Consider the following 22,498-nt stretch of genomic DNA (forward strand, 5'->3'; position numbering starts at 1 on the left):
CGATGATTCAACAGCTATTCGTCAATCTGCCGGTAAAAGATCTGGCGAAATCGGTCGAGTTCTTCACGGAATTGGACTTCACGTTCAACCCTCAATTTACCGACGACTCGGCCACATGCATGATTGTTTCAGAGAACATCATGGTGATGCTTATGATTGAAAGCCGTTTCAAGGAGTTCACGCCCAAGGAGATTTGCGATAGCAAGAAAAGTACCGAAGTACTAAATGCGTTGCAGCTAGAGTCTCGAGAGGAAGTCGCCAAGTTTATAGAAAAGGCGGTCGCCGCTGGCGGAAAGACATATGCCGAGCCAAAGGATCATGGTTTTATGATTCAACATGGATTCGAAGATCTGGACGGTCATATCTGGGAAGTCTTCTGGATGGACCCTGCCGGATTCGCTCAGGTCCAGGCTGGCTCGGCGAGCGAATAGTTTTGCACAAGTACTTCATTGACGGTCATAGCTTTTACCTCCAGAGGAGCCGAGGATGAACGAGACAGAGATTGCCCCTTCCACCGAGCAGTCGAGATCGACGCCAGTCGCGGCAAAGTGGACAGGGCGGGCCATTTCCGCGCTCGTCGGTTTGGCCTTTCTCGCCAGCGCCGCATTGAAATTTGTCGGAGGGCCGGGACTGGAAGAAGGCTTCTCCCACTTGGGATTGCCGATGGAGATTCAGTATCCGCTGGCTACTTTGGAACTGGTCATTGCGATCATTTATCTGATCCCGCAAACGGCCGTTCTCGGGGCTATCCTTCTGACCGGCTACATCGGCGGCGCGATTTGTACACACTGGAGAGTCGGGGACGTGTTCGTCGTGCAGGTGATCATCGGCGTGTTGATATGGCTCGGCATTTTCTTGCGAGATCGCCGCTTATGGGCGTTGCTTCCGGTGCGGTCATAGACTCGCAAAAAGTAGGGCTAATTTGGCTGGAAGAGATTTCAGTGAACCTTTCTCTGTCGGCATGCATCTCTCTTTTCCGACGGCCAGGCGTTGTATGAACGCTTGTCTTTTCTATTCATTTTGCGATCGATCCGCGCGCCGATAAAGTCCTGCGGATGGAAGGTTAGTAATCATGCTCTTGGATTTCGGACAGTGACGTGCTTGGTCAGGCTTGTTTCGGTTTGACCTGAAATCACTCGCGAAGCGTGTGTAACGCTCGCGGTATGTCCGTAATTTCTAGGAAAGCATGGGTTGCTATGAGTTCTCGTAAGCAGCAAATGAAACAATACGTAGACGAAATGCTCGTCTGCCAACAGCCTTGCGCACGGCATCGACGCGTGTATTGGAATTTGATACGCGAGGTGCGGGCGAAGTCTGAAATATTGAGTGTCGGATTTGATCCAGCTATCCGGAAGCCTGAGCATCTACGTGTTTGTATCAGGGCTCTCGGCTATATGGCTAAATACCGCACTAAGTGGATTCGCCAGCCCGAGTTCTGGCGTCCTGAGAAGTTTCTAGTAGAGCCGACCAGTAATCGAGTCGCCCTTCGATCGTTGATGAAACACTTGTTCGAACGCTATCCGGTGCCGAACTTTATGGCGTTTGCCTGGATGCGACCGCATGCCAAACGCTGGTACCACGAATTGTACCTGCACATGGCCGCTGGACGGGGTGTACGTCAATTCAAGCAGAAGCCTGGCATCGCGTTATCGCCGACGGCCGCTAAGTGTTTCCTTAAGACGCCCGATCATCTGGAACCTGGCGAAGCAATGCGGTGGGCTCAGATTCGTGGGTTCAGTGGTAGCAAGGAATTGGCCGCGGAGTTGGTTCGCAACACGATCCTGAAAGAACCGACTCGTGACGAACGTTTTTGGGAAACGATGATTCGTTTTCTGATTCGCGAGAAGCCAAGTTACATTCAGCATGCGTCGATGCTGGTTGATTTTGTCGACGAGCAGAGGTTTCAGCCAGCCGAAAAGGTTTGGGGACGCGGTGGAGGACCTTTGCCACTGCAGCCAAAGTTTTCGATGAAAGGGCGAACCCTTGGTTCTCTCTGGCGGCACATGAGTAACTGGCGGCAGGAATTACTGCTCAAACGGCCATCGCTGGCGCAGCGAAATTTCCATTGGCCAGCGATAGAGGTTCAGCCCATGGTGCATCAGGATGGCGATGTGAAATGGATCATTTTCGAGCTGTTGAACGACCGTGCCTTGATGCTGGAGGGAGCTGCGATGGATCACTGCGTCAGCGACTACGTCGAGCAATGCGCTGATCGGAAATCATCAATTTGGTCGATGCGGATCCATCTAAAAGGTTGCCCCAAACGCATTGTGACGATCGAAGTCGATCCGGAAAGGAAAGCAATCGTGCAGGCTCAAGCCAAGAGCAATGAAGATCTGAGCCCTGCAGCGAATGAAATCCTACGGCGTTGGGCTACGCGAGAAGGATTGGTGATGAGTCTGGAAGACTAGGCTTTTCGGACTTGAAATGAAAAACGCCGACCTGAATTCAGGTCGGCGTTTTGATTGTCTTCCGATCGTAACGCAAGCTTATTACTTGCTGTTGCGAATCGCAGCCTGAGCAGCTGCCAAGCGTGCGATTGGCACGCGGAATGGTGAGCAGCTCACGTAGTCCAAGCCAACGGTGTGACAGAAGTTGATCGAAGCCGGGTCACCACCGTGTTCACCACAGATACCGCATTTCAGGCCTTTGCGACCCTTACGACCCTTGGTGACGCCCATTTCGACCAGTTGACCCACGCCGGAGGTGTCGAGCGACTGGAACGGGTCCGTCGGCAGGATTTCCAAGCGGGTATAGTCTGGCAGGAACGTATTGATGTCGTCGCGACTGTAACCAAAGGTCATCTGCGTGAGGTCGTTGGTACCGAAGCTGAAGAACTCGGCATGTTCAGCGACTTCATCGGCGGTTAGAGCAGCACGTGGAATTTCGATCATGGTACCGATCAAGATATTCAATTCGCCGCTGTAGCCTTTGGCTTCCTTGGTCTTGGCGATCGTTTCTTCGGCCTTTTCACGCAGCAATGCGAGCTCAGCAGCGGTCCCAACCAGCGGAATCATAATTTCCGGCATCACGTTGATACGCTTCTTCTTGCATTCGATAGCCGCTTCAACGATGGCGGTGACCTGCATTTCCAGAATTTCTGGATAGGTGACACTCAACCGGCAGCCACGATGACCAAGCATCGGGTTCGATTCGTGCAAGGCAGCCACACGCGATTTCACCTTAGCAGGAGAAACGCCGATCAGGCTGGCCATTTCCTTTTGAGCCTTGGGATCGTGCGGCAGGAACTCGTGCAGCGGCGGATCCAACAGACGGACCGTCACGGGCAGGTTCTTCATGGCGGTGAAGATGCCGATGAAGTCTTCACGCTGATACGGTAGTAGCTTCGCCAGGGCCTCACGACGATCTTCTTCGCTTTCAGCAAGAATCATTTCACGCATGCTGGTGATACGATCTTCCTCGAAGAACATATGCTCGGTACGGCACAGGCCGATCCCTTCCGCACCGAAGTCGCGAGCACGCTTCGAGTCGTTCGGGGTATCAGCATTGGTGCGGACACCAAGGGTTCGATACTTATCGGCCCACTTCATGACCTTGGCGAAGTCGCCGGAGAGCTTCGGTTCGCTCGTCTCGACGGTGCCAGCCATGACTTCGCCTGTCGATCCGTCGATCGAGATGGTGTCGGAGTGCTTGAAGGTCTTGCCACCGACTTTGATCTTGCGAGTCTTCTCGTCGATCTCGACTTCACCGGCACCTGCGACGCAGCAGCGACCCCAACCACGAGCCACCACGGCGGCGTGACTGGTCATACCACCGGTCGAGGTGAGAATACCAACCGCAGAGTGCATCCCGTCGATATCTTCTGGGCTGGTTTCTTTACGGCAAAGGATGACCTTTTCGCCAGCATGGGTACGATCGACGGCTTCCTGTGCGGTGAAGGCCAAAACGCCCACGGCAGCACCTGGCGAAGCAGGCAGGCCACGCGTTAGGATCGTAGCGTCCTTCTTCGATTCTACCGTGAAGCTTGGTAGCAGCAATTGCGTCAGGTCGTTCGCTGGAATGCGGAGCAGGGCGGTCTCTTCGTCGATCAGACCTTCCTTTACCATGTCGCAGGCGATCTTCACGGCAGCCGCGCCGGTACGCTTACCGTTACGAGTCTGCAGCATGAACAGCTCACCCTTCTCGATGGTGAACTCGATGTCCTGAACGTCTTTGTAGTGGGCTTCCAGGATGTCCTTGATTTCAATCAGCTGCTTGTAGACGGCCTTGTTCCACTTGCTCATTTCGGAAACAGGCTGTGGCGTACGAATACCGGCCACGACGTCTTCACCCTGAGCGTCAATCAGGAACTCGCCGTAGAACTTGTTTTCGCCGGTCGACGGGTTACGGGTGAAAGCCACGCCGGTACCGCTGTCCTGGCCCATGTTGCCGTAAGCCATCGACTGGACGTTGACGGCTGTACCCAGCAGACCGCGGATGCCTTCGACTTCGCGGTAGCGAACGGCACGCGTGGTGTTCCACGACTTGAAGACCGCTTCGACAGCCAATTCCAACTGCTTCATGGGGTCTTGAGGAAATTCTTCACCGGCGTACTTCTGGTAGATCGCTTTGTATTCGTTGCAAAGCTCGATCAGGCCAGCCGCTGGGACTTCATTGTCCAGCTTCGCTTTGTATTTCTTCTTGATCGCGCTGAATGCTTCCTCGAAGTGCTCGCGATCGACGTCCATCACGACGTCGCCAAACATGTCGATCAGGCGGCGGTAAGCGTCATAGGCGAAACGTTCGTTGTCAGTTGCATTTGCCAAGCCGACAACCGATTCATCGGTCAAACCGAGATTCAGAATGGTGTTCATCATACCGGGCATCGAAACGGCAGCACCCGAGCGAACCGAAACGAGCAGCGGGTTCTTGCTGTCGCCGAACTTCTTGCCCAATTCTTTTTCCAACGAAGCGATTGCATCGTGGACTTCATCCATCAAGCCCTTAGGCAACTTCTTGCCGTTTTTGTAGTAGTCGGCACAGACTTGCGTGGTGATGGTCATGCCAGGAGGGACTGGCAGGCCAATCGCGGTCATTTCTGCCAGATTCAGCCCTTTACCGCCGAGCAGATCCTTTTTGACCCCTTTGCCTTCGGTTTTGGTCTTGCCGAAGTAGTACACCATCTTCGAGGGCTTGGATTTCTTTGCCGTTTTCTTGGCCATGTTTGGAAACCTTTGAATGTCGCAAACGCTGGAGTGTGGTTCGGTGAGGGGTGTCCCTGCCGCGGCAACTCGCAGGGAGTTCCCGCCAGCTATACACAGAAGGACCGCATTTCATGCGGATATAAGCAGAAAAGTTTACTTGAGAATGTAAGCAAGCGTCAACTAGCCCTCATCTTACGCCATTTAACGAATCGGGATTTTCGGAATCATCCCAATTTGCCCCGCAAGCCGTTTGGCGCATCGCGGTAGAAACAAGACAATAGACTCTAGAGGGGCAGGGCGTTACTATCCAGTTAAAATGCGTCTCTCGATTAGTTTAGTACGAACTGCAAGCGACAGCGAATCTCAGTGTTTGACGACGAAGACGACTACGATTACGAAGATCCCTACGGCCCAGAAATGACCGCTCGAGAGCGAGCCGAAGGGTTTATCCGTACTGCGGTGCTTTTTGAATCAGCACTTGCGTTCGTCGCCGTAGGACTGGGGTGGTTCGTCGATGTCGCTCCTTGGATCAGTGCCAGTTGGGATAGTGATAGCGTCTCGGCAGTGCTCGGGGCAATCGGTCTGGGGGCCCTGGCGACGCTACCATTGTTGGTTGCATTCATGGGTTTGCAGTATTCCGACATACAGTCGCTCGGCGAACTTCAGGACTACATGGACCGAGAGATCGTCCCGTTATTTCGCGAAGCGACCCTTCTCGAACTGGGGATGATTAGCTTAGCTGCAGGGCTTGGCGAGGAAGCTCTCTTTCGCGGAGTGATTCAGAGCTACCTTCATCAACTTATGGGGCCTGAGGCTGGTCCTGCAGTGCCAATTCTCTTGACCAGCCTATTATTCGGCTTGGTGCACTTTGTGACGAGGGAATACTTCATCATCAGTGCCGTCATGGGGGCCTATCTCGGGCTTTGGTTTTATTACACCGGAGATATTATCGTTCCGATCGTCATCCATACACTGTACGACTGGTTTGCACTGGCGTACATGAAGAAGTATGCACCAGTGGATGACGAGAACTCGTCCGACTAACTAAGTAGTCGCGGCACCTTTGCGTTCGTCCATTGCTTCGCGGAACCTTAGGAACAGGTACTCGCTATCATGAGGACCGGCCGATGCTTCTGGGTGATATTGCACGCTGAATGCTGGCAGTTCTTTGTGCTTAACGCCTGCAACGGTGTTGTCGTTTAGATTGCGGTGGGTAATTTCCAGGCAACTGGGAAGCGTGTTTTCTTCGACGGCGAAACCATGATTCTGCGAGGTAATTTCAACCTTATCGGTTTCCAAGTCGAGCACCGGCTGGTTGGCACCTCGATGTCCGAACTTCAGCTTGAACGTCTTGGCACCACAAGCAAGGGACAGCAGCTGATGCCCCAGACAGATTCCGAAAATAGGCTTTTTACCTAAAAGCCCCTGAATCGTCTCGACAGGGCCAGATAGTGGTTCGGGGTCGCCAGGACCGTTGGAAAGAAAGATGCCATCCGGATCGTGGCTTAAGACTTCTTCCGCCGATACCGTTCCGGGCAGCACGGTGACTTTGCAGCCCAGGTCACGCAAGTGCCGAGGGATGTTCCATTTCATGCCGTAGTCTAAAGCCAGCACGTGCAAGTCTTGTTCTTTGCGGCTGGTAAGTGCACGATTACGGTCCCCCATCTTAATCCAGGGGCTGAGGTCTTCTTCCCACATCTTCTGCTGGTCGGGGAGGACTTCCTGAACGAGGTTGCGACCTAGTAGCCCATCGCTGGCTTTCGCTTTTTCCACCAGGGAAGCATCATCCAGGTCGATGCTGGAAAGGATTGCTTTCATCGCTCCGTGGGACCGCAGTCGACGCACTAGGGCACGCGTGTCGATATCGGCCATCCCAACGACATTATTCTTCTTTAGGAATTCGTCAAGCGATCCTTCCGAGCGAAAGTTACTGACCGTGCGGCTCGCTTCGCGGACGATAAAGCCTGCCATATGAATCTTAGCACTCTCCATGTCCTCGGCATTGACACCGTAGTTGCCAATTTGCGGATAAGTCATGGTCAGGATTTGGCCGCGATAGCTCGGGTCGGTCAGAATTTCCTGATAACCTGTCATCGATGTGTTGAAACAAGCTTCGCCAGCGACTTCGCCGATGGCTCCAAATGCGGTGCCAGTGAAAACGGTTCCATCTTCCAGAGCAAGTTTGGCGGGCTGCGGCATGTCGATTCGTTTTCTTTAATCTGGGTTCGCGGGGGACGACCATGTACATTTTCGAGAAGGAAACCAACCCGCTCTTTGACGCGGCTAAAGTCTTCCCGAAGGTGAGCCCGATACCAAGGAGTACGGCTGTGGGTCTCCAAGCGAAAGTTTGGACAGCCTTTGGGAAAGCACTTGTTTCGGCGAGCAGGTGCTTTCCTTTTTTTACGTAGGTATAGACCCTGGCTGTGGGCAAATTTCCGCTATTATAGGCTGCGAGACTCTCAAGTACAGGGCCTAGAGTTTCTCTCTAGGGGAATCCGCAAGCAGAGCACCCTGATTTATCTCGGGGAACTTAACCAACGCTGGAAAAAGGCCCGCTGCTGTTCGACTGAGGCGGGTTCGATCTCAGAGCTGGTTGCAAACGTCTCTACCAGATGCTCTTGCTCAGCAGGCCTTCCGATTTGATTGCGGTAGGCTACCATCCCTCGTCCCATGTCGCGGCACATGTTGGAGGGATAGACGTCCTCACACGCACCATAGCAGCGAGGACGCCAACCGGAGGGTTCCAATTCCTCTCGGATCAGACAAAGGGCATCGAAGTAGTTCCATTCGGTAGCTTGGAATTCACCCAATTCGCATTTAACCGTAAGGACACAGCGTCGCGGATCGTCGGTGCCTGTGGTCAGGCGAAACTTGCCCACGCAAGATGCATGCGTTTGGTGGACAAGCTCGATCTCGAAATCTTGGTTTTCCGCCATAGGGACATGCTTAAGTTGAAATCGATTCCGAATCGGCGTCTTTCAAGCAGCCTTTGATCTGACGGACAGCCTGACGAAGTCGATTTTCATTCTCAACCAGGCTAAGTCGCAGATACCCTTCACCACTTGGTCCAAAGCCACTGCCGGGACTGACAGCAACGTCCCCTTTCTCAAGCAGCATCATGGCGAAGTCCATCGTACTCATCTTCTTCTGCCATTGGTCGGGGATTTTTGCCCAAACAAACATTCCAGCACGAGGCGGTGTCACGTCCCAGCCAAGTCGAACCAGGCCTTCAACCAGGGCATCTCGGCGGCTTTGATAGATCTGGCTCTGGGCTTCGACCGCCGCATCTCCTTCTCGCAGAGCGATGATCGACGCAATTTGGATAGCCTGGAACATGCCGTAGTCGTAGTAGCCTTTGATGGTACCAAGGCCACGGATCATCTCTTTATTGCCAGCACAATACCCGACTCGCCAGCCGGCCATGTTATAGCCTTTGCTCATCGTCGTGAATTCAACACCTACGTCACTGGCACCAGGGGCTGAGAGGAAGCTTGGTGGCTTGTATCCATCGAATGCGACATCCGCATAAGCGAAGTCGCTGATAACCATCAGCCCATATTTTTTGGCAATCTTCACCACATCCACAAAGAATTCCGGCTCGACGGTCACTGTCGAAGGGTTATGTGGATAGCAAATGATGAGAAGCTTGGGCTTAGGATAAAGGTGCTCGCACGTGTAGGCGATGTTCGAGAGAAACTTTTCGCTGTCGCCAACGTCCAGTGAAATCACATTTCCTGAAGCCAACGCGACAGCATAAGTGTGGACTGGAAAATAAGGTGCCGGAACAATCGCCGTGTCGCCAGGCCCCATCATGGCCAGACACATATGCGAAAAGCCTTCCTTGGATCCTAGGCAGACCATGACCTCCGATTCGGGATCTAGCCGAACGCCATACTTTTTGAGGTATTTGGAGGCGACTTCTCGGCGCAAGTTACGGATACCGTTGGACTTGCTGTAACCGTGGTTGCGAACATCCTGAACAGCTTCGCACATCTTTTCCATGACGTAATCAGCGGGCGGGTCTGACGGGTTACCCATTCCCATATCGATAACGTCGTTTCCAGCGACTCTCTTTTCGTACAGCAGGGCATTAATTCTCCCAAACATGTACGGAGGCAAGCGATAGACACGCTGCGCGAATTGAACCTCAAAAGGAGGGTCTTGTTGGTCGTCATTGGTTTGAGCGGAATCGGACATGGACGTCGTGTTTCAGCAAAGTGGTGGAATGTTATATTTACCAGGATTCACAAGGGGAACCGGCACGCATATTCTAAAATCGACAAGCGCACAAGCCAAGGCGAGACGCGATTGCGTTAGCCCCAGTTGTTCACATTGGACAACCGATAGTAAGAAGTGTTCACGGTTTGACGCCAGAACCTAATTTTCGGCTCCTGTGCCGACAAGTTCTACTCCCCGTCGGGTGACACGATACGGTTTAGTGAGCCCGCTTTTGTCGCCGTGCCCTTTTCCATCACCCGAGTTGACTCCGTTTTCAAAGCAGAAAAGGATGCGGAATTCCCCTTCTTGTCTTTCCAGTTCGGTGACTTTGACACGAAACTTTCCATCCTCATCGACCTTTCCTGCGAACGACTTTCGGAAGTAGTAGGCTCCCCCGTTGGGGGCTTCCTCAATGACAACGACGCTGTGCGCGGGAATATAGGATTTGATTTTCCCAGTGATTTCCAAATAGCGGCCACTACGATTGTACACTCCCTCGCACGAGGTCATTTCAAACTGCGGCATTTGCAGTCGTTTGGCGGTGCTACCCGAGAAAATTGGATGCGTCCATAGCATCGCTGCTGTGGCGTCGCACATATAGACATCGTTTTCGCGGGCATCGACCTTACCGTGAAAAACCTTCGTTTGCGGCCCCATCAATGTGTTTCCACGTCGGTCATGAGACATGGGCCCTAAATGAGGCAGACCAAAACCGTGGCCAAGTTCGTGAATGCAGGCCTTCAAGGTTAGGTCTTGATGGAGTCCGCCAGCCAAGGGGAGCTTGGGATCGAGCTCGCCTTGAAGATTGGTGTAATTACACAGCGCCCAACCGCCATCGATCGAGTTACCACTACCTCGATAGTCGGAATACCGCTTAGGTGGATCACCCAAGTAAACCCAGATCCACCAAACATGGCGATCTCTAGATAGCTTGTACTTTTTCACGGCCGCGTTGATGACACCGTGCTGGAAACCAGGCTTATCGTATTTGCCGCTACCAACCGGATGTTCTCCGCGGACGAATAGGAACTTGTAGTTTCCTCGTTCGTCACGAGAGAAGGGTGTCGTCACTTTCGGTGGGTAACCATTCTTGGTCATCTCTTTAACCACAAACTCTTCGGTTATCGCCGCAATCTGAGCGAAGCGACGTTGTACGCCCGGGGGTGGTTCGACATCTGATGGAACAAAAAGAACCATATTTAGTAGGGGCTGGCCCTGCCCAGTATCTTGCCCGCGGCAATCGTTTGCATGGAGAAGCAGGGGCAGAACAAAAGCAACGAGCATGGGCAAACGCACCATGCTGTTACGGAGAAGCAAATGAGACCAGGTGAGGCGATGCATGACGAGGTAACTTGGCGAGACAAGGGTGGTAGGCAAATGCCCTCAGCGGGGGCTGCTTCTTAAACGATACGATAGTTTGTCAGGAAATTCATCCCAAAAATCGCTTATGCATGCAGATGAAAAAAGGACCGCACAGATGTGCGATCCTTTTTCATTTGAAGGAAGATCTGACCAGCGAGGTCAGAGATGATGCTTAAGCACTATTTTCGCTGCTGCTGCATCTTTTGACGAACAGCCGATTCGTACGCTTTGCCGGCCTGAGTGGTGTTGGCCAGGAAATTATCGATTTGAGCGTTATCACGCAGACGCTCAAATTCTTCGGCCATTGCCAAGCGAAGCTTTTTCTCGTGCAGTTCCTTGACCAGCTCGTCGCGTACATCTTCGACATTGTTGATCAGCGGCTTGGTTAGACCAAGGCTGTACAAAATCACGTACTGATTACCGGTAGCGATAATGCCCGAGATTTCGCCTGGCCGCAAATTAAAGGCTTCCTTTTCAATGGTTGGTTGCCCACCGTTTTGTCGAATCGGAGGAACTTGACCATCGTTGTTCTTCGAGACAGGCTCAATCGAGTACTGTCGGGCAAGTTCGCCGAAGAACTTTTCGGTTGGGTTTCGGCGAGCCATTTCCCAGACTTCCTGAGCACGGCGTTGGCTATCTAAGACAACCGCTAGGACCTGGGCTCGCTCGCCATAGTTGGCCGAGAAACCTTTGGCGATGTCTTCTTCATTGATCTGGACTTTGCTGTCGACCAGCTTCTTCAGGGCAACCGTAGGCCAGACAGCATCGCGAACGTACAGTTCGACCGAAACGCCTTGCTCTTCGGTTACCTGTTTCAGCCAAGCTTCCATGTCGGGTTTGCCTTGCTTGGTAAGGAAGCCGAAGGAGTCAGCTGCTCGAATGATCTCGGCTTCCAGGTCCGCTTCAGAAACCGAGAGTTTGCGACGGGTCAGTTCCTGCTGAAGAATCTTACGATTAATCTCTCCATCCAAGACTTCCACGCCGTGACGGCTGATGCATTCTTCTTTTAGTTCCTGGATGCTAACAGGCTGGCCATTGAGCGTAGCAGCCACCCCAGGCATCTGCGAAGACTTGCTCGGATCATTGAAAACATTCACGATTTGAGCGTTTGCTTGCAGCTGTTGATAGATGTCGCCAGCGGCGTCACGCATCTTGCTCTCGCGAACGGCGTCTGCCAGGCGTTGACGAATTGCTGGCAGGCTGTTGGCAGGAATTTGATCGGCCGCGAGGTGTTCTTCACACCTGAAAATCAGGTACTGACCTTGAACGAACAACACAGGAGAAATTTCGCCTTGTTGCAACGCAAAGACGGTATCTTCAATTTCCTGATTGCCAATGTGTTTACGAATCGGTGGGATCAAGCCACGAGCCGCCGCACTGTTGACGTCTTGGGAGTGATCTTTGGCCATATCGGCGAACGAATCTGGATTCGCTGCGGCTTTGGCCCGCAGTTCTTCAGCAAGGCCACGTTCGCTGAGCGAGATCATGCGGACTTTGACTTTCGGTCCGTAGTTCTTTTCGTATTCGACTTGAACTTCGGCATCGGTCACGGCAAGCTGGCCTTCAGCCAATTTGCGAAGAGCGATCGTGGGCCAAATGATTTCGCGGCGATACTGACCCGGGCTAACGTTTCGTTCTTCTTTGAGAAGTCCCAGCCAACGATCGATCGATAGGCCAAACTTCTTGGCGATGTTGGCGATTTCGTTGTCGATGTCTGCCTCGGTGATCTGGATGCCCTTTTGCTGACAGGCCATCGAGATCAGGTGACGGTTGAGCAGGCTTTCGAGAACGTCTTCACCATGACGACGAAGAGCCTCATCTGCCAGTATTTCGCGGGAGATCGGTTCACGATTCACGACCGCAACGGTTTGAATTTTCTGAACGGATCGCGTCGGGGCAGCTACTTCTTCCGCCGGAGCTGCCAAAGGCCCAGAAGCCGTTTGACGCTGTGGGGACGCCTGTCGTTGTTGGACAGGTGCTTGAGCTTCCGCCGTTTGCGGACCGCCGGTGACTTGTCGCCAGGCGACGACTCCACCGATCAAAATAACAAATCCGACGGCTGCCAAAACCCAGGACGTACCCAGGGGAAGTCGGCGAGTAGCATCCTTGCCAGTCATTCCGCTTGCTCCAAAAATTTCTTGCAAGATTTTCTCAAGGAGAGTTGTTCGATAGACCGATACCATAAGGTTCGGGCAGCGAAATATAAGAAGAATGCTAGAACCGGGTCAAGGTCGATTCTTCTATCCAGTCAAAAGCTGTTCCCGTGGATCGCGAGAATGCTAGCACCCAGAAGTGTGCCGGGGACGAGCAACAGAGCAAAACTGCCGCATGAGGGCGTCGCAAAAAAAAGCGGTACGACAAACCATCATGGGGTTATCGTACCGCTTGTGTTTATTTCACTGGGCAGTGCAGTGACGTAAATGCACTGCTCTGGAAACGAGAGCCTACGTCTTCAGGCTCAATCTTCCATTACGTCCTTCTCTTTGGTCTTTGCCAGTTCACTGACCTGTTCTTCGTACTTTTTGGTCAGTTCCTGGACGCTGTCCTTGATGTCGTCGCGAATATCTTCGCCGATCGTCTTTTCTTTTTCTGCCGTATCAGCTGCCTTGTTGGCGTCGCGGCGGATGTTGCGAATTGCAACTCGGGATTCTTCCGCTAGGTCTTTGATTCGCGAAACGAGCTTCTTACGAACTTCCGTCGAAAGTGGTGGAACGTTCAGGCGAATCACGCGTCCGTCGCTTTGCGGTGCCATGCCGAGATCGCTGGCGACAATTGCTTTTTCAATATCTTTGATGGCGCCAGTGTCATAGGGGCGAATCAAAAGCTGGCTGGGCTCGGGAACACTGACCGAAGCGATTTGCTTGATAGGTTGAAGCGACCCATAGACTTCGACTCGAAGTGAATCGACCAGGCCCGGTGTGGCACGCCCGGTGCGAACGCCACTGAGGCCATTCTTCAGGACGTCGATCGCCTTTTCCATACGCTTTGTTGCGTCTTCGGTAATTTGATCCGTGTTCATTTTAAATATCCTTTATCGCAGGAATGATCCTCGCTAACTGACGATTGAGGCATGGGGGTGCCTACGAGAATAACCTACACCACCGGCCCGAGCATGAAAAGATAACGATCTGGCAACAACAGTTACGCTTTAAGTCCCAAGTTTCCGTCCTTAGTGAGCGTCATGTTTGGGCAAGTGGACAGCAAAGCGTCGAAGAATTGATCTCGATCGGCAGGCGAGATCAGTACCGATGGATCGAAAAGTCCAAACCACTTTTGCTGTGTGGGGCGACGGTAGCGAATCATAAGGCCTTCTTTCGAGAGGGCAAACCGAAGATGAGGACCTCCCATCAAGAGCCAAATGCTGGAGGTCTTCTCTACCTGAGTAATATGCCTTAGGGGGATGGTCCACCAAAAGGGCCCGCACTGAATCCGCACGCGCAGTTCATCCAGCTTGTAGTTGGTACGCATCCAAACCGACTGCAAAAGTGCACCGGTTAGCAGTAGCAATACCCCGCCAATATATGAGGGTGCGGGGAAGAAGAAACATGCGATGCCAAATCCAAAGCACAGGACAGCTAATCCGGCCAGTAGCAGAGAGACACCCCAGTCAACTTTGGCCGGAAACAAGGATTCATTCATCGCACAGGCCTCAAACAAGTCACCGGGCAAATTACCTTCGTTGACATACTATTCGTTTGGACCGAGGCATTCTTGGTGCGACTTCGTTTTACAGGTTAGGATCAATCAGCGTTCCGACCTGCTCTCCTTGGACCGCCTTTTGAATATTGCCATCGGTCTTAAAGTTGAATATCAGGATGGGCATGCCGTGCTCTCGACATTGGCTGATTGCTGTTCCGTCCATCACGCGAAGGTTCTCGGTGACGACCTTTTCGAAGCCTAGGGTGCGGTAAAAGACGGCATGAGGATTCTTTTCTGGGTCGTCGCTGTAAACGCCGTCGACCCGGGTGGCTTTCATCAAGATATCGGCTTCCAGTTCCAGAGCTCGTTGGGCGGCCGCCGTATCGGTGGTGACGAAGGGGCTGCCTGTTCCAGCGGCCAGGATAACGATACGTCCCTTTTCCAGATGACGCGATGCCTTACGGCGGATGTAAGGTTCGGCAACGCCGTGCATATGGATGGCAGTCATCAAGCGGGTGGACATGCCCAAGCTTTCTAACGCGTCTTGCAGAGCGAGCCCATTGATCACTGTAGCCAGCATGCCCATATAGTGTGCCGTGGCCTCTTGGATCGAAGCACTTTCATTCTTGAACTGGCCACCGCGAAGAATGTTGCCCCCACCAATAACGACCGCAATTTGGCAGCCAAGCTCCGAAGCTTGTTGAACTTGCTGCGAAATGCTGACGACCTCGTCCATTGCGATCCCACGTTCGCCTGCCCTGGAAAAGCTCTCGCCTGAAAGTTTGAGGATGATCCGCTTGTACTTCGTGGTGTTATTCTCAGGCGTTTCCGGCATGGTTGAGTCTTCCTCATGTCAATCGTGGCAAGTTTCAGGGTTGGGGAGATTCTAACCGGGATTGCTTGCGATGTGCAGGAGAACGCGGCGCATAAAAAAATCCCTCGGCAGTTTTGACGAGGGATTTTTGTGCTTTAGCAATTGAACTAAGTTCAAACGACTAGCTTTCACTGCCTTCTTCAGCAGGAACAGCGTCGTCGCCGATGACCCAGTGGGTGAAGTTCTTGATCTTCACGCCATTTTCTTCAGCGTACTTGCTGACGGTCTGCTTAGGTTCCTTGACGAATGGCTGTTCGAGCAGGGCGACCTGGGCGTAGAAGTTACGCAGTCGGCCTTCCACCATCTTATCGATGATGTTCTCAGGCTTGCTCGAATCTTCGTTCATGGCAGCTGCTTTGAGGATGGATCGTTCCTTTTCCACTAGGGCAGGATCGATTTCATCCTTGCTCAAAACCGCTGGGCTCATTGCGGCGATGTGCATGGCAACGTCTCTAACCGCTTCGGCATTGTTGCCTTCGACTTCGACCAGAACCCCACTAACGGTGCTAGAGTTATGGCTATAACCACCGGTGGCACCTTCGACGCGGACCATACGTCCAATGTTGAAGACTTCGCGGATGCGGTTGAACATGTCGTCCTTCAGCTCGCCCAGCGTGGTACCTTCTTTGATGGTCGATGGTTGAGCCAGCAATTCTTCGGCATTGGTGACGCTAGGAGTCTCAGCATAGACCTTGGCCAGGTCGTCCGACAATGCGATGAACTCTTCCAATTGCGTGACCGGTGCGCTTTCGCACTTGAACTCGACCATGGCACCCTTTTCACCGTCGGTGAAGATACCAAGGCGACCGAATTCAGTGACTCGGTCGGTGCGATTGAGCATTTTGACCTTGCCGTTTTCGCGAAGCCACAAGATAGCCTTATCTTCGTCGCCACTCGACTCAGCCAGGGCCTTTTTGCATTCCATCATGGGAAGGCCGGTCTTTTCGCGAAGTGCCTTAACTGCTCCGGCGGTGATTGCCGTCATTGTCTTATCTCCAATGCTCGAAATTCGTCGCTCTAAAAGTCTGGGAGCTCTACGTGAGAAATTCTACCGCTGCAGGTTTCCCTCGGCGAAGACCGATTCGGTTAACGTTTGAAGGAGATTGCATCTTCCTTCGAGGTTCACCGAGGGATTCCGAAGCTGAAATAAAGCCTATTTGGCCGATTGTTCCGTTTGCTGGGCAGCGTGATGCTTACCATCGATGGCAGCATCGGCCATCAGCTTAAGGAACATTTCGATCGAACGGATACCGTCGTCATTGCCTGGGATTGGCAGGTCGACTTGGTCCGGATCACAATCAGTATCGGTCAAAGCCACCGTCGTGATGCCCAGGGATTGAGCTTCCTTGATGGCGTTCTTTTCTTTCTTGGGGTCGACGATAACTAAAGCTTCCGGCAGACGGTTCATCGTTCGCAAACCGTTCAAGTTGCGATACATCTTGCGATATTCGCGGTTCAAAGAAGATTGCATCTTCTTCGAGTACTTGGCCAATTCGTCCCCTTCGATGATTCGTTCCAACTCTTCCAAGCGGCTCAGGCGGCTGCGAATGGTACGGAAGTTGGTTAGAGTTCCACCGAGCCAGCGCTCGTTGATGAACGGCATACCGCAGCGTTCGGCTTCACGTTCGATGGCCGCGCCGGCTTGTCGTTTGGTTCCCACGAACAGCACTAAGCTGCCCCCTTCGGAAACCTGGGCCAGATATTTCTTGGCTCGTAGAAGCCCACGAATGGTTTCGCGGACGTCGATGATGTGGATTTGATTCTTTTTAGCGTAGATGTACGGTGCCATCTTCGGATTCCACCGACTGGTACGGTGACCGAAGTGGATGCCGCATTCGACAAGTTCCTGAACGAATTGTTGTCCGCTCGACATGGCGCAAAGTCCTTTTGTGTAAGGGATTGCAACGATATGCGGGCGTTTCAGGCTCTAGATTGGCGCCATGCCAATTAGTGGAAGCGATACCTGTACTACGGCGATTCTCGATTCCGAAAACCTCACTTCCCACACAGTTTTCGGAGAATTCGTCGCAGTTGAACGGCCGAACCGTGGCTGGCTTCCTAAGTGGTAGGAGCCTCCCTAGTTCTTGGTACTTCCCCCAGGGCAACAAAGTGAGGGGGATGGAAGCTCACGAGAATAGCCGATTCTTCCAGAATCGTCAACGACCTACACGATAGAAAGGGGCTAGTAGGTTGCCTCGAAATGCTCACGACAACGCACACAATGGTCTAGATGTACTTCAATCGCTTTTCGCATCGATACATTGGTCAGTGTTCCATCGACAAACCGAGGAAGAAGGTCAATGGTTTCCTGGCAAGAGAGGATCGAAATGCCTGGCTCGCGGCGGCTTAAAACAATGCCGATCCCGGCACTAGCAATTCCTAAAGTAACGCTTCCTGTAGCGATCATAAAGTTTCGGCGCCCATGAACACGACGCGATTGTTCTTGCAGCGACCGCTGTAGCTCGGCGAGCTCTCCAGCAGGGCATTCGGACCAAGGTTTGTTCGTGGGCATGGTAGCGATTTCCGGAAAAATCCCCCTTGTCGTTCCCAGGTCGAGGCGAACCCCTCAATTTGGGAGATGCTAAGAGGATTGATCACGTGCCAAGTGAGTGTCGTAAATAGAAACCGGCAGGTGTACTAGATGGAGGTTGTTCGCTCATACGCAGCGGTGGGACGCTAACTTGATGAGCTAATTGGTCAGGTGCTCTGAGGATAACTTTTTTGCGGCCCAGTTTAATCAGTCCTTCGTTCTGCATGGCACCGAGAACAACGGTCACTGTTTCGCGCGTGCTACCCACGAGACTCGCTAAATCTTGATGTGACAGGCGAATGGACAGTTCAATACCGTGATCTGTTTCATGGCCATACTGCTCTGCTAACTCTAGAAGGAGGTGAATGATCCGTTCGCGATTAGGCAGGTAGAGCAAATTCTTTACCCGACGTTCGATTCTTCGTCGTCGCAGGCCAATTATCTTGGTGACGCCTAGGCAGAGATTCGCATGCTCTTCCATCAATTCCCGCAGCGTTTGATCTGGAATGGCAATTACGCGCGAGTCCTCAACTGCTTCTGCGTATTCATCGCGATTCCCCATGTTCAAAATCGCTAATTCGCCGAAGATTTCGCCTGGCTCGATGAATGCCAGAATGGATTGCTTTCCATCACTGGTCAAATGGCAGATTTTGACGCGGCCGCTCGCTAAAACCAGTACCGAATTGGCATCATCAGCTGGCAGATAGATGGGCTCGCCCTTGCCGACAGATTTGGCACGACTAGCGGATTCGAGACGTGCTATCTGGGGAGGTGTACAGTTCTCAAAAAGCCGGCACGACTTGAGATACCAGATTTGTCCCGCCATTAGTGGATCCTCTTGTTGGCAATGCTTTGCCCCGTTAATCAGTGGGACAAGAAATGATTATGCATATGTTTTCGATGCTAATCTGTTTGTAGTGTTACAGAGCGACTGCCCGTTTCCGCCGAATTTAGTAAGTTCTGGACAGAAAAGATCGCTAATCCCCTGGGAACGTGCATAAAAAAAGCACGCCCATTTAGGCGTGCTTAGCTACCCCCCGAGGATTTGAACCTCGACCGACAGAGCCAAAATCTGTAGTGCTACCATTACACTAGGGGGTAATTCCCGTTTGCGGGAGTATAGATAGTACCGGATACCGTCATGGTACGACAAGAGGACCCGCGAACAAACATCGGGTTCGCTGCGGAAACTAAGGCATCCGCGACGTCATTGCGAATGACAGTTGTTCCATTTCAATTGCCAGATCTACTCCAATGACAGTGACATCATCCGGCAGTCTGAGTGTTACCGCAGCGAAGTTGAGAAAACCATGAATACCTGCCTCAACCAGACGCTCAGCCACCTCCTGTGCGGCCGCAGCAGGAACGGCAAGGATCGCAAGCTGGATGGACTTCTCTTTGACGATCTTGTCTGCATTGTCCAGGTTGAAGACAGGGATCCCTTCGATCTCACTACCAACAATCTTGGGATCGAGGTCAAATGCGGCAACCGTATTGAAACCTTGATTGGAAAAGCCGCGATAACCTAAAAGTGCGCGGCCCAGGTTACCCACGCCTACCAAAGCCACCGGCCATTTCTGATCGGTCCCCATGATTTGGCGAATCGTGGCGATCAATTCTGAACAGCGATAGCCGACGCCTGGATAGCCGAATTGCCCGAAGTTTGCCAAATCCTTTCGGACCTGGGCATCCGAGAAACCTAGCATTTCTCCTAGTTTGGTGCTGCTAGTGGTCTCGATTCCGGCCCGCTCTAAACGAGAAAGCTCACGCAAATATAGGCTCAATCGACTGACGACGGCCTTTGAGACACGCTGGTCGCTGGAAGCTTTCTTGTTGTCTTTGCTTTTCGCCATGACGTGTGCCAACAGGTCGACGCCAAGGCGTCATCGAAGTATCGCGAGAGTTGGTGGATAGAACACCATCAACTCTACCCTGTCAGCAGACTGCCCAACAAGGGTGGTTGCTGGACGCGGCCCCAACAAGAAAGTGTGAAAGCCCGGCAGTACTTCAGCCAGGCTCTCACCAATGCTATCGGATGATCACACTTGCGCGATTACTCGGTGCCAAGTTCTTCGTAGTTGACCCAGATTTCGCCGGTAGTCGCATTGTACAGCCAGCCATGGGTGTCGGTGAAGTCGGCAGTCACAGGATCGTCTGTGACGACCTTCACGGTGTTGCTGTTGGTGAAGTTGTTTACAGGAAGTTTTGACAGGTACGGACCGAACGGGCCGTCGGCTGTTCCATCGGCTTTGGTTGAAATAGTTAGCTCATTGAGAGCAGATCCGGGGACAGCACCTTCATGATGGGCGCGATAGAGCTGGATCTGCGACCGCAATGTATGCAGATTGAACAGCACGCTACTCTTTTTGGCATCCGTCGTTGAGTCCGTGAATTGAGGGATAACCGTTGCTGCTAGGACAGCCAAGATCACCACGACAATCAGGACTTCAATAAGCGTGAAACCAGCTTTTTTTGCTTGCGACATTGTTTTGACACTCCAAGTCGAATATTGCTGATTCGTTTAGGGAGAATTCTCGCCTAGGATCAATCAGCAAGGATCATGTTTTCATTGCGTAAGTGGATTACCCGAAAGCGGCGATGCATTTGCTTTCTGAAGGTAGATACGTTACGCGGATGCCAGGTCAAGGAGATTTTCTCTAAAACGCATGCATGCCATCCATTGTGAGGGGTGAATTTGCTGCTTATTTATCCACTGGCATAAACATAGCTTGTGACCGATGGCTTCTCTTCTCATGGGCGGGTAGGCGATCCCCCCTATAAAAACCGCACTAAATGCACTTGTGGGGCATTTGTCTTAATTGTCATAGCCGGCAAAAGGGTACTTGTTTGTTGCATTCCTTTCGATGCTCGCACTCTGCCCATCTGTTGATGTCTTCGTATCTTTTGGGTAACTCCCATGTGTTCTATCTCAAGCATTCATCCCAGATTGACGATACAGAAGGACATCTGAGTACTGAATAGGCGGATTGGGGTGTCAGTGAGTGACACGAAAGATGCCAAGAGTAGGTGCTGCGGGTAAACGGGCGATAGCAGGAGATATTGCACGATTCAATGTTTGAGGGCACAGGACACGGCAAGGATTTGCCCAAACCAGGCCAGGCCCTTAGTCGTACGGCGTTTTGTCAACGAAGGAGAAGGAAAATGCGAGCTGTAATGGGATTGCCGATCCTAGCGGTCATATTGGCTGCTTTTTCGGCGAACTCGGCTGAAGCCGCTTATGGCGGATTGTTCAGCTTCCGGAATGCGGGTTGTTGTGAACCAGCAACTTACGAGTGCTGCAAGCAGCAGTGCTACACCGTAAACAAGACTTGTAAAGAGACTGTTTACGAACAGCAGGAACAAACCTGCTACAAGACCGTCTATGAAACGGTCTATGAAGACAAGACTGTGGATTGCGTTACCTACGAAACGGAAACGCGCTACAAAGATTGCACGTACACCACGTGCAAACCAGTTTGGGAAACCAAGTACCGCACGGTGAACTACACCACTTGCAAGCCGGTCTGGGAAACTCGAACTAAAGACATCTGTTACACGGTTTGCAAGCCAGTCTGGGAAACCAAGACCAAGGAAATTTGCTACACCGTGAACAAGCCAGTCTGGGAAACCAAGACGAAGGAAACCTGCTACACGGTCTGCAAGCCAGTCTGGGAAACCAAGACTAAGGAAATTTGCTACACCGTCTGCAAGCCAGTCTGGGAAACCAAGACGAAAGAGATTTGCTATACGGTCTGCAAGCCTGTTTGGGAAACCAAGACTAAGGATATTTGCTACACCGTTTGCAAGCCTGTCTACGAGACCAAGTATCGTGACGTTTGCAAGACGATCTGCAAGCCAGTTCATTACACCAAGACGGTTAAGGTCTGTGGCGGTCACTGGGAAACCAAGACCGAAACGATCCCCGGTCCTGTTGTAAAGAAGTGCATTCAAGAGCCAGGTTGCTGGACTTGGGACCCTTGCCAGTGCAAGTGTGTCTACTGCCCAGGCGAAACCTCGGTTGTTGAAGTTCAGTGCCCACCTAAGACCTGCTGCAAGAAGGTTTGGGTTCCAGAAGTCACTGAAAAGCAAATCGATTGCGTTCGCTACGAACATGAAACCATCACTGAGCAAGTTCCTTACAAAGTGTGCCGCATGGAGAAGGAACAACGCGTCAAGACCTGCACTTACAAGGTCTGCAAGATGGTTCCTGAACAGCGTACCAAGACTTGCACCTACAAGGTTTGCAAGATGGTTCCTGAACAGCGTACCAAGACCTGTACTTACAAGGTCTGCCACATGGTCAAGGAAAACAAGACCAAGACTTGCACCTACAAGGTCTGCAAGATGGTTCCTGAACAGCGTACCAAGACCTGCACCTACAAGGTTTGCAAGATGGTTCCTGAACAGCGTACCAAGACTTGCACCTACAAGGTCTGCAAGATGGTCAAGGAATGTCACACGAAGGAAGTTCCTTACAAGGTGTGCAAGATGGTCCAAGAGACCCACACCAAGCAAGTTCCTTACTGTGTAAAGAAGCCTGTTCACACCACCAAGACCGTCAAGGTCGCTAAGTGTGTGCCGAAGAAGGTTGCTTACACGGTTACCCGTTGCGTTCCTAAGACCATCTGCAAGACGGTTCCGGTCACAGTTTGCTGCCCGGCCCCTTGCGATCCTTGCTGCGGTGGCCAAGCTGCTGCCAGCGATTGTGGTTGCGGTGCGTAACGATGCGAA

The 22,498-nt window shown here is 52.3% G+C and carries 20 protein-coding genes; 5 read left to right on the forward strand and 15 right to left on the reverse strand.

All coding sequences use genetic code 11. The annotated features are described in order from the left end of the window. Nucleotides 1-2: 2 nt before the first annotated feature. The 3 genes from HOV93_RS07310 to HOV93_RS07320 all read left to right on the forward strand — a co-directional run bounded on the left by HOV93_RS07310 (nucleotide 3) and on the right by HOV93_RS07320 (nucleotide 2,411). Complete coding sequence (locus HOV93_RS07310) at nucleotides 3-431, forward strand: VOC family protein (protein WP_207395810.1); 429 nt, start codon at nucleotides 3-5, stop codon at nucleotides 429-431. Between the two features lie 55 nt (nucleotides 432-486). Beyond that, nucleotides 487-900, forward strand: a complete 414-nt coding sequence (locus tag HOV93_RS07315) for a DoxX family protein (RefSeq protein ID WP_207395811.1) — start codon at nucleotides 487-489, stop codon at nucleotides 898-900. A gap of 296 nt (nucleotides 901-1,196) precedes the next feature. Beyond that, a complete protein-coding gene (locus tag HOV93_RS07320; RefSeq protein WP_207395812.1) occupies nucleotides 1,197-2,411 on the forward strand; it encodes a PcfJ domain-containing protein in 1,215 nt (404 codons plus the stop codon). Nucleotides 2,412-2,492: 81 nt separating this feature from the next. Here the strand turns inward: HOV93_RS07320 and ppdK are convergent, their stop codons facing one another. Then, a complete protein-coding gene (gene ppdK, locus HOV93_RS07325; protein WP_207395813.1) occupies nucleotides 2,493-5,162 on the reverse strand; it encodes a pyruvate, phosphate dikinase in 2,670 nt (889 codons plus the stop codon). A gap of 348 nt (nucleotides 5,163-5,510) precedes the next feature. On the opposite strand from ppdK, the gene HOV93_RS26350 reads away from it, so the two are divergent. Next, complete coding sequence (locus HOV93_RS26350; protein WP_207395814.1) at nucleotides 5,511-6,188, forward strand: CPBP family intramembrane glutamic endopeptidase; 678 nt, start codon at nucleotides 5,511-5,513, stop codon at nucleotides 6,186-6,188. Here the strand turns inward: HOV93_RS26350 and carA are convergent, their stop codons facing one another. The 14 genes from carA to HOV93_RS07400 form a co-directional block, all read right to left on the reverse strand. Then, complete coding sequence (carA, locus tag HOV93_RS07335) at nucleotides 6,189-7,343, reverse strand: glutamine-hydrolyzing carbamoyl-phosphate synthase small subunit (protein WP_207395815.1); 1,155 nt, start codon at nucleotides 7,341-7,343, stop codon at nucleotides 6,189-6,191. Nucleotides 7,344-7,660: 317 nt separating this feature from the next. Continuing rightward, nucleotides 7,661-8,080, reverse strand: a complete 420-nt coding sequence (locus HOV93_RS07340) for a hypothetical protein (protein ID WP_207395816.1) — start codon at nucleotides 8,078-8,080, stop codon at nucleotides 7,661-7,663. A 10-nt stretch (nucleotides 8,081-8,090) separates the two neighbouring features. Beyond that, entirely contained in the window at nucleotides 8,091-9,341 is a 1,251-nt protein-coding gene (locus HOV93_RS07345; protein WP_207395817.1) for an aminotransferase class I/II-fold pyridoxal phosphate-dependent enzyme, read from the reverse strand. 180 nt (nucleotides 9,342-9,521) lie between these two features. Beyond that, nucleotides 9,522-10,703, reverse strand: a complete 1,182-nt coding sequence (locus HOV93_RS07350; protein WP_207395818.1) for a hypothetical protein — start codon at nucleotides 10,701-10,703, stop codon at nucleotides 9,522-9,524. A 200-nt stretch (nucleotides 10,704-10,903) separates the two neighbouring features. Further along, nucleotides 10,904-12,841, reverse strand: a complete 1,938-nt coding sequence (locus HOV93_RS07355) for a peptidylprolyl isomerase (protein ID WP_207395819.1) — start codon at nucleotides 12,839-12,841, stop codon at nucleotides 10,904-10,906. 341 nt (nucleotides 12,842-13,182) lie between these two features. After that, nucleotides 13,183-13,743 (reverse strand): ribosome recycling factor, encoded by a 561-nt coding sequence (gene frr, locus HOV93_RS07360; protein WP_207395820.1) that lies wholly within the window; start codon nucleotides 13,741-13,743, stop codon nucleotides 13,183-13,185. Between the two features lie 122 nt (nucleotides 13,744-13,865). Beyond that, on the reverse strand, nucleotides 13,866-14,363 hold the full coding sequence (locus tag HOV93_RS07365; RefSeq protein ID WP_207395821.1) for a PH domain-containing protein: 498 nt from the start codon (nucleotides 14,361-14,363) through the stop codon (nucleotides 13,866-13,868). A gap of 88 nt (nucleotides 14,364-14,451) precedes the next feature. Continuing rightward, nucleotides 14,452-15,198, reverse strand: a complete 747-nt coding sequence (gene pyrH / locus HOV93_RS07370; protein ID WP_207395822.1) for a UMP kinase — start codon at nucleotides 15,196-15,198, stop codon at nucleotides 14,452-14,454. A gap of 160 nt (nucleotides 15,199-15,358) precedes the next feature. Next, nucleotides 15,359-16,222 (reverse strand): translation elongation factor Ts, encoded by an 864-nt coding sequence (gene tsf / locus HOV93_RS07375; RefSeq protein WP_207395823.1) that lies wholly within the window; start codon nucleotides 16,220-16,222, stop codon nucleotides 15,359-15,361. 168 nt (nucleotides 16,223-16,390) lie between these two features. Continuing rightward, on the reverse strand, nucleotides 16,391-17,110 hold the full coding sequence (gene rpsB / locus HOV93_RS07380; RefSeq protein WP_207395824.1) for a 30S ribosomal protein S2: 720 nt from the start codon (nucleotides 17,108-17,110) through the stop codon (nucleotides 16,391-16,393). A 309-nt stretch (nucleotides 17,111-17,419) separates the two neighbouring features. Next, on the reverse strand, nucleotides 17,420-17,749 hold the full coding sequence (locus tag HOV93_RS07385) for a zf-HC2 domain-containing protein (protein ID WP_207395825.1): 330 nt from the start codon (nucleotides 17,747-17,749) through the stop codon (nucleotides 17,420-17,422). Between the two features lie 82 nt (nucleotides 17,750-17,831). After that, a complete protein-coding gene (locus tag HOV93_RS07390; protein ID WP_207395826.1) occupies nucleotides 17,832-18,593 on the reverse strand; it encodes a Crp/Fnr family transcriptional regulator in 762 nt (253 codons plus the stop codon). 364 nt (nucleotides 18,594-18,957) lie between these two features. After that, the gene (locus tag HOV93_RS07395; RefSeq protein WP_207395827.1) at nucleotides 18,958-19,620 is read right to left on the reverse strand and encodes a redox-sensing transcriptional repressor Rex; all 663 of its coding nucleotides are present in this window, start codon (nucleotides 19,618-19,620) and stop codon (nucleotides 18,958-18,960) included. 200 nt (nucleotides 19,621-19,820) lie between these two features. Beyond that, nucleotides 19,821-20,252 (reverse strand): type II secretion system protein, encoded by a 432-nt coding sequence (locus HOV93_RS07400; protein WP_207395828.1) that lies wholly within the window; start codon nucleotides 20,250-20,252, stop codon nucleotides 19,821-19,823. 677 nt (nucleotides 20,253-20,929) lie between these two features. On the opposite strand from HOV93_RS07400, the gene HOV93_RS07405 reads away from it, so the two are divergent. Then, entirely contained in the window at nucleotides 20,930-22,489 is a 1,560-nt protein-coding gene (locus tag HOV93_RS07405) for a hypothetical protein (protein ID WP_207395829.1), read from the forward strand. Nucleotides 22,490-22,498: the final 9 nt, after the last annotated feature.

Source organism: Bremerella alba (genome assembly GCF_013618625.1).
In the GTDB taxonomy this organism is placed as follows: Bacteria; Planctomycetota; Planctomycetia; order Pirellulales; family Pirellulaceae; genus Bremerella; species Bremerella alba.

Coding starts and splice junctions, on each gene's coding strand:
- HOV93_RS07315 (WP_207395811.1), top strand. CDS start 487: ATGAACGAGACAGAGATTGCCCCTTCCACCGAGCAGTCGAGATCGACG.
- HOV93_RS07385 (WP_207395825.1), bottom strand. CDS start 17,749: ATGCCCACGAACAAACCTTGGTCCGAATGCCCTGCTGGAGAGCTCGCC.
- HOV93_RS07320 (WP_207395812.1), top strand. CDS start 1,197: ATGAGTTCTCGTAAGCAGCAAATGAAACAATACGTAGACGAAATGCTC.
- HOV93_RS07340 (WP_207395816.1), bottom strand. CDS start 8,080: ATGGCGGAAAACCAAGATTTCGAGATCGAGCTTGTCCACCAAACGCAT.
- pyrH (WP_207395822.1), bottom strand. CDS start 15,198: ATGCCGGAAACGCCTGAGAATAACACCACGAAGTACAAGCGGATCATC.
- HOV93_RS07405 (WP_207395829.1), top strand. CDS start 20,930: ATGCGAGCTGTAATGGGATTGCCGATCCTAGCGGTCATATTGGCTGCT.
- tsf (WP_207395823.1), bottom strand. CDS start 16,222: ATGACGGCAATCACCGCCGGAGCAGTTAAGGCACTTCGCGAAAAGACC.
- carA (WP_207395815.1), bottom strand. CDS start 7,343: ATGCCGCAGCCCGCCAAACTTGCTCTGGAAGATGGAACCGTTTTCACT.
- frr (WP_207395820.1), bottom strand. CDS start 13,743: ATGAACACGGATCAAATTACCGAAGACGCAACAAAGCGTATGGAAAAG.
- HOV93_RS07390 (WP_207395826.1), bottom strand. CDS start 18,593: ATGGCGGGACAAATCTGGTATCTCAAGTCGTGCCGGCTTTTTGAGAAC.
- HOV93_RS07350 (WP_207395818.1), bottom strand. CDS start 10,703: ATGCATCGCCTCACCTGGTCTCATTTGCTTCTCCGTAACAGCATGGTG.
- HOV93_RS07345 (WP_207395817.1), bottom strand. CDS start 9,341: ATGTCCGATTCCGCTCAAACCAATGACGACCAACAAGACCCTCCTTTT.
- HOV93_RS07355 (WP_207395819.1), bottom strand. CDS start 12,841: ATGACTGGCAAGGATGCTACTCGCCGACTTCCCCTGGGTACGTCCTGG.
- HOV93_RS07365 (WP_207395821.1), bottom strand. CDS start 14,363: ATGAATGAATCCTTGTTTCCGGCCAAAGTTGACTGGGGTGTCTCTCTG.
- rpsB (WP_207395824.1), bottom strand. CDS start 17,110: ATGTCGAGCGGACAACAATTCGTTCAGGAACTTGTCGAATGCGGCATC.
- HOV93_RS07310 (WP_207395810.1), top strand. CDS start 3: ATGATTCAACAGCTATTCGTCAATCTGCCGGTAAAAGATCTGGCGAAA.
- ppdK (WP_207395813.1), bottom strand. CDS start 5,162: ATGGCCAAGAAAACGGCAAAGAAATCCAAGCCCTCGAAGATGGTGTAC.
- HOV93_RS07400 (WP_207395828.1), bottom strand. CDS start 20,252: ATGTCGCAAGCAAAAAAAGCTGGTTTCACGCTTATTGAAGTCCTGATT.
- HOV93_RS07395 (WP_207395827.1), bottom strand. CDS start 19,620: ATGGCGAAAAGCAAAGACAACAAGAAAGCTTCCAGCGACCAGCGTGTC.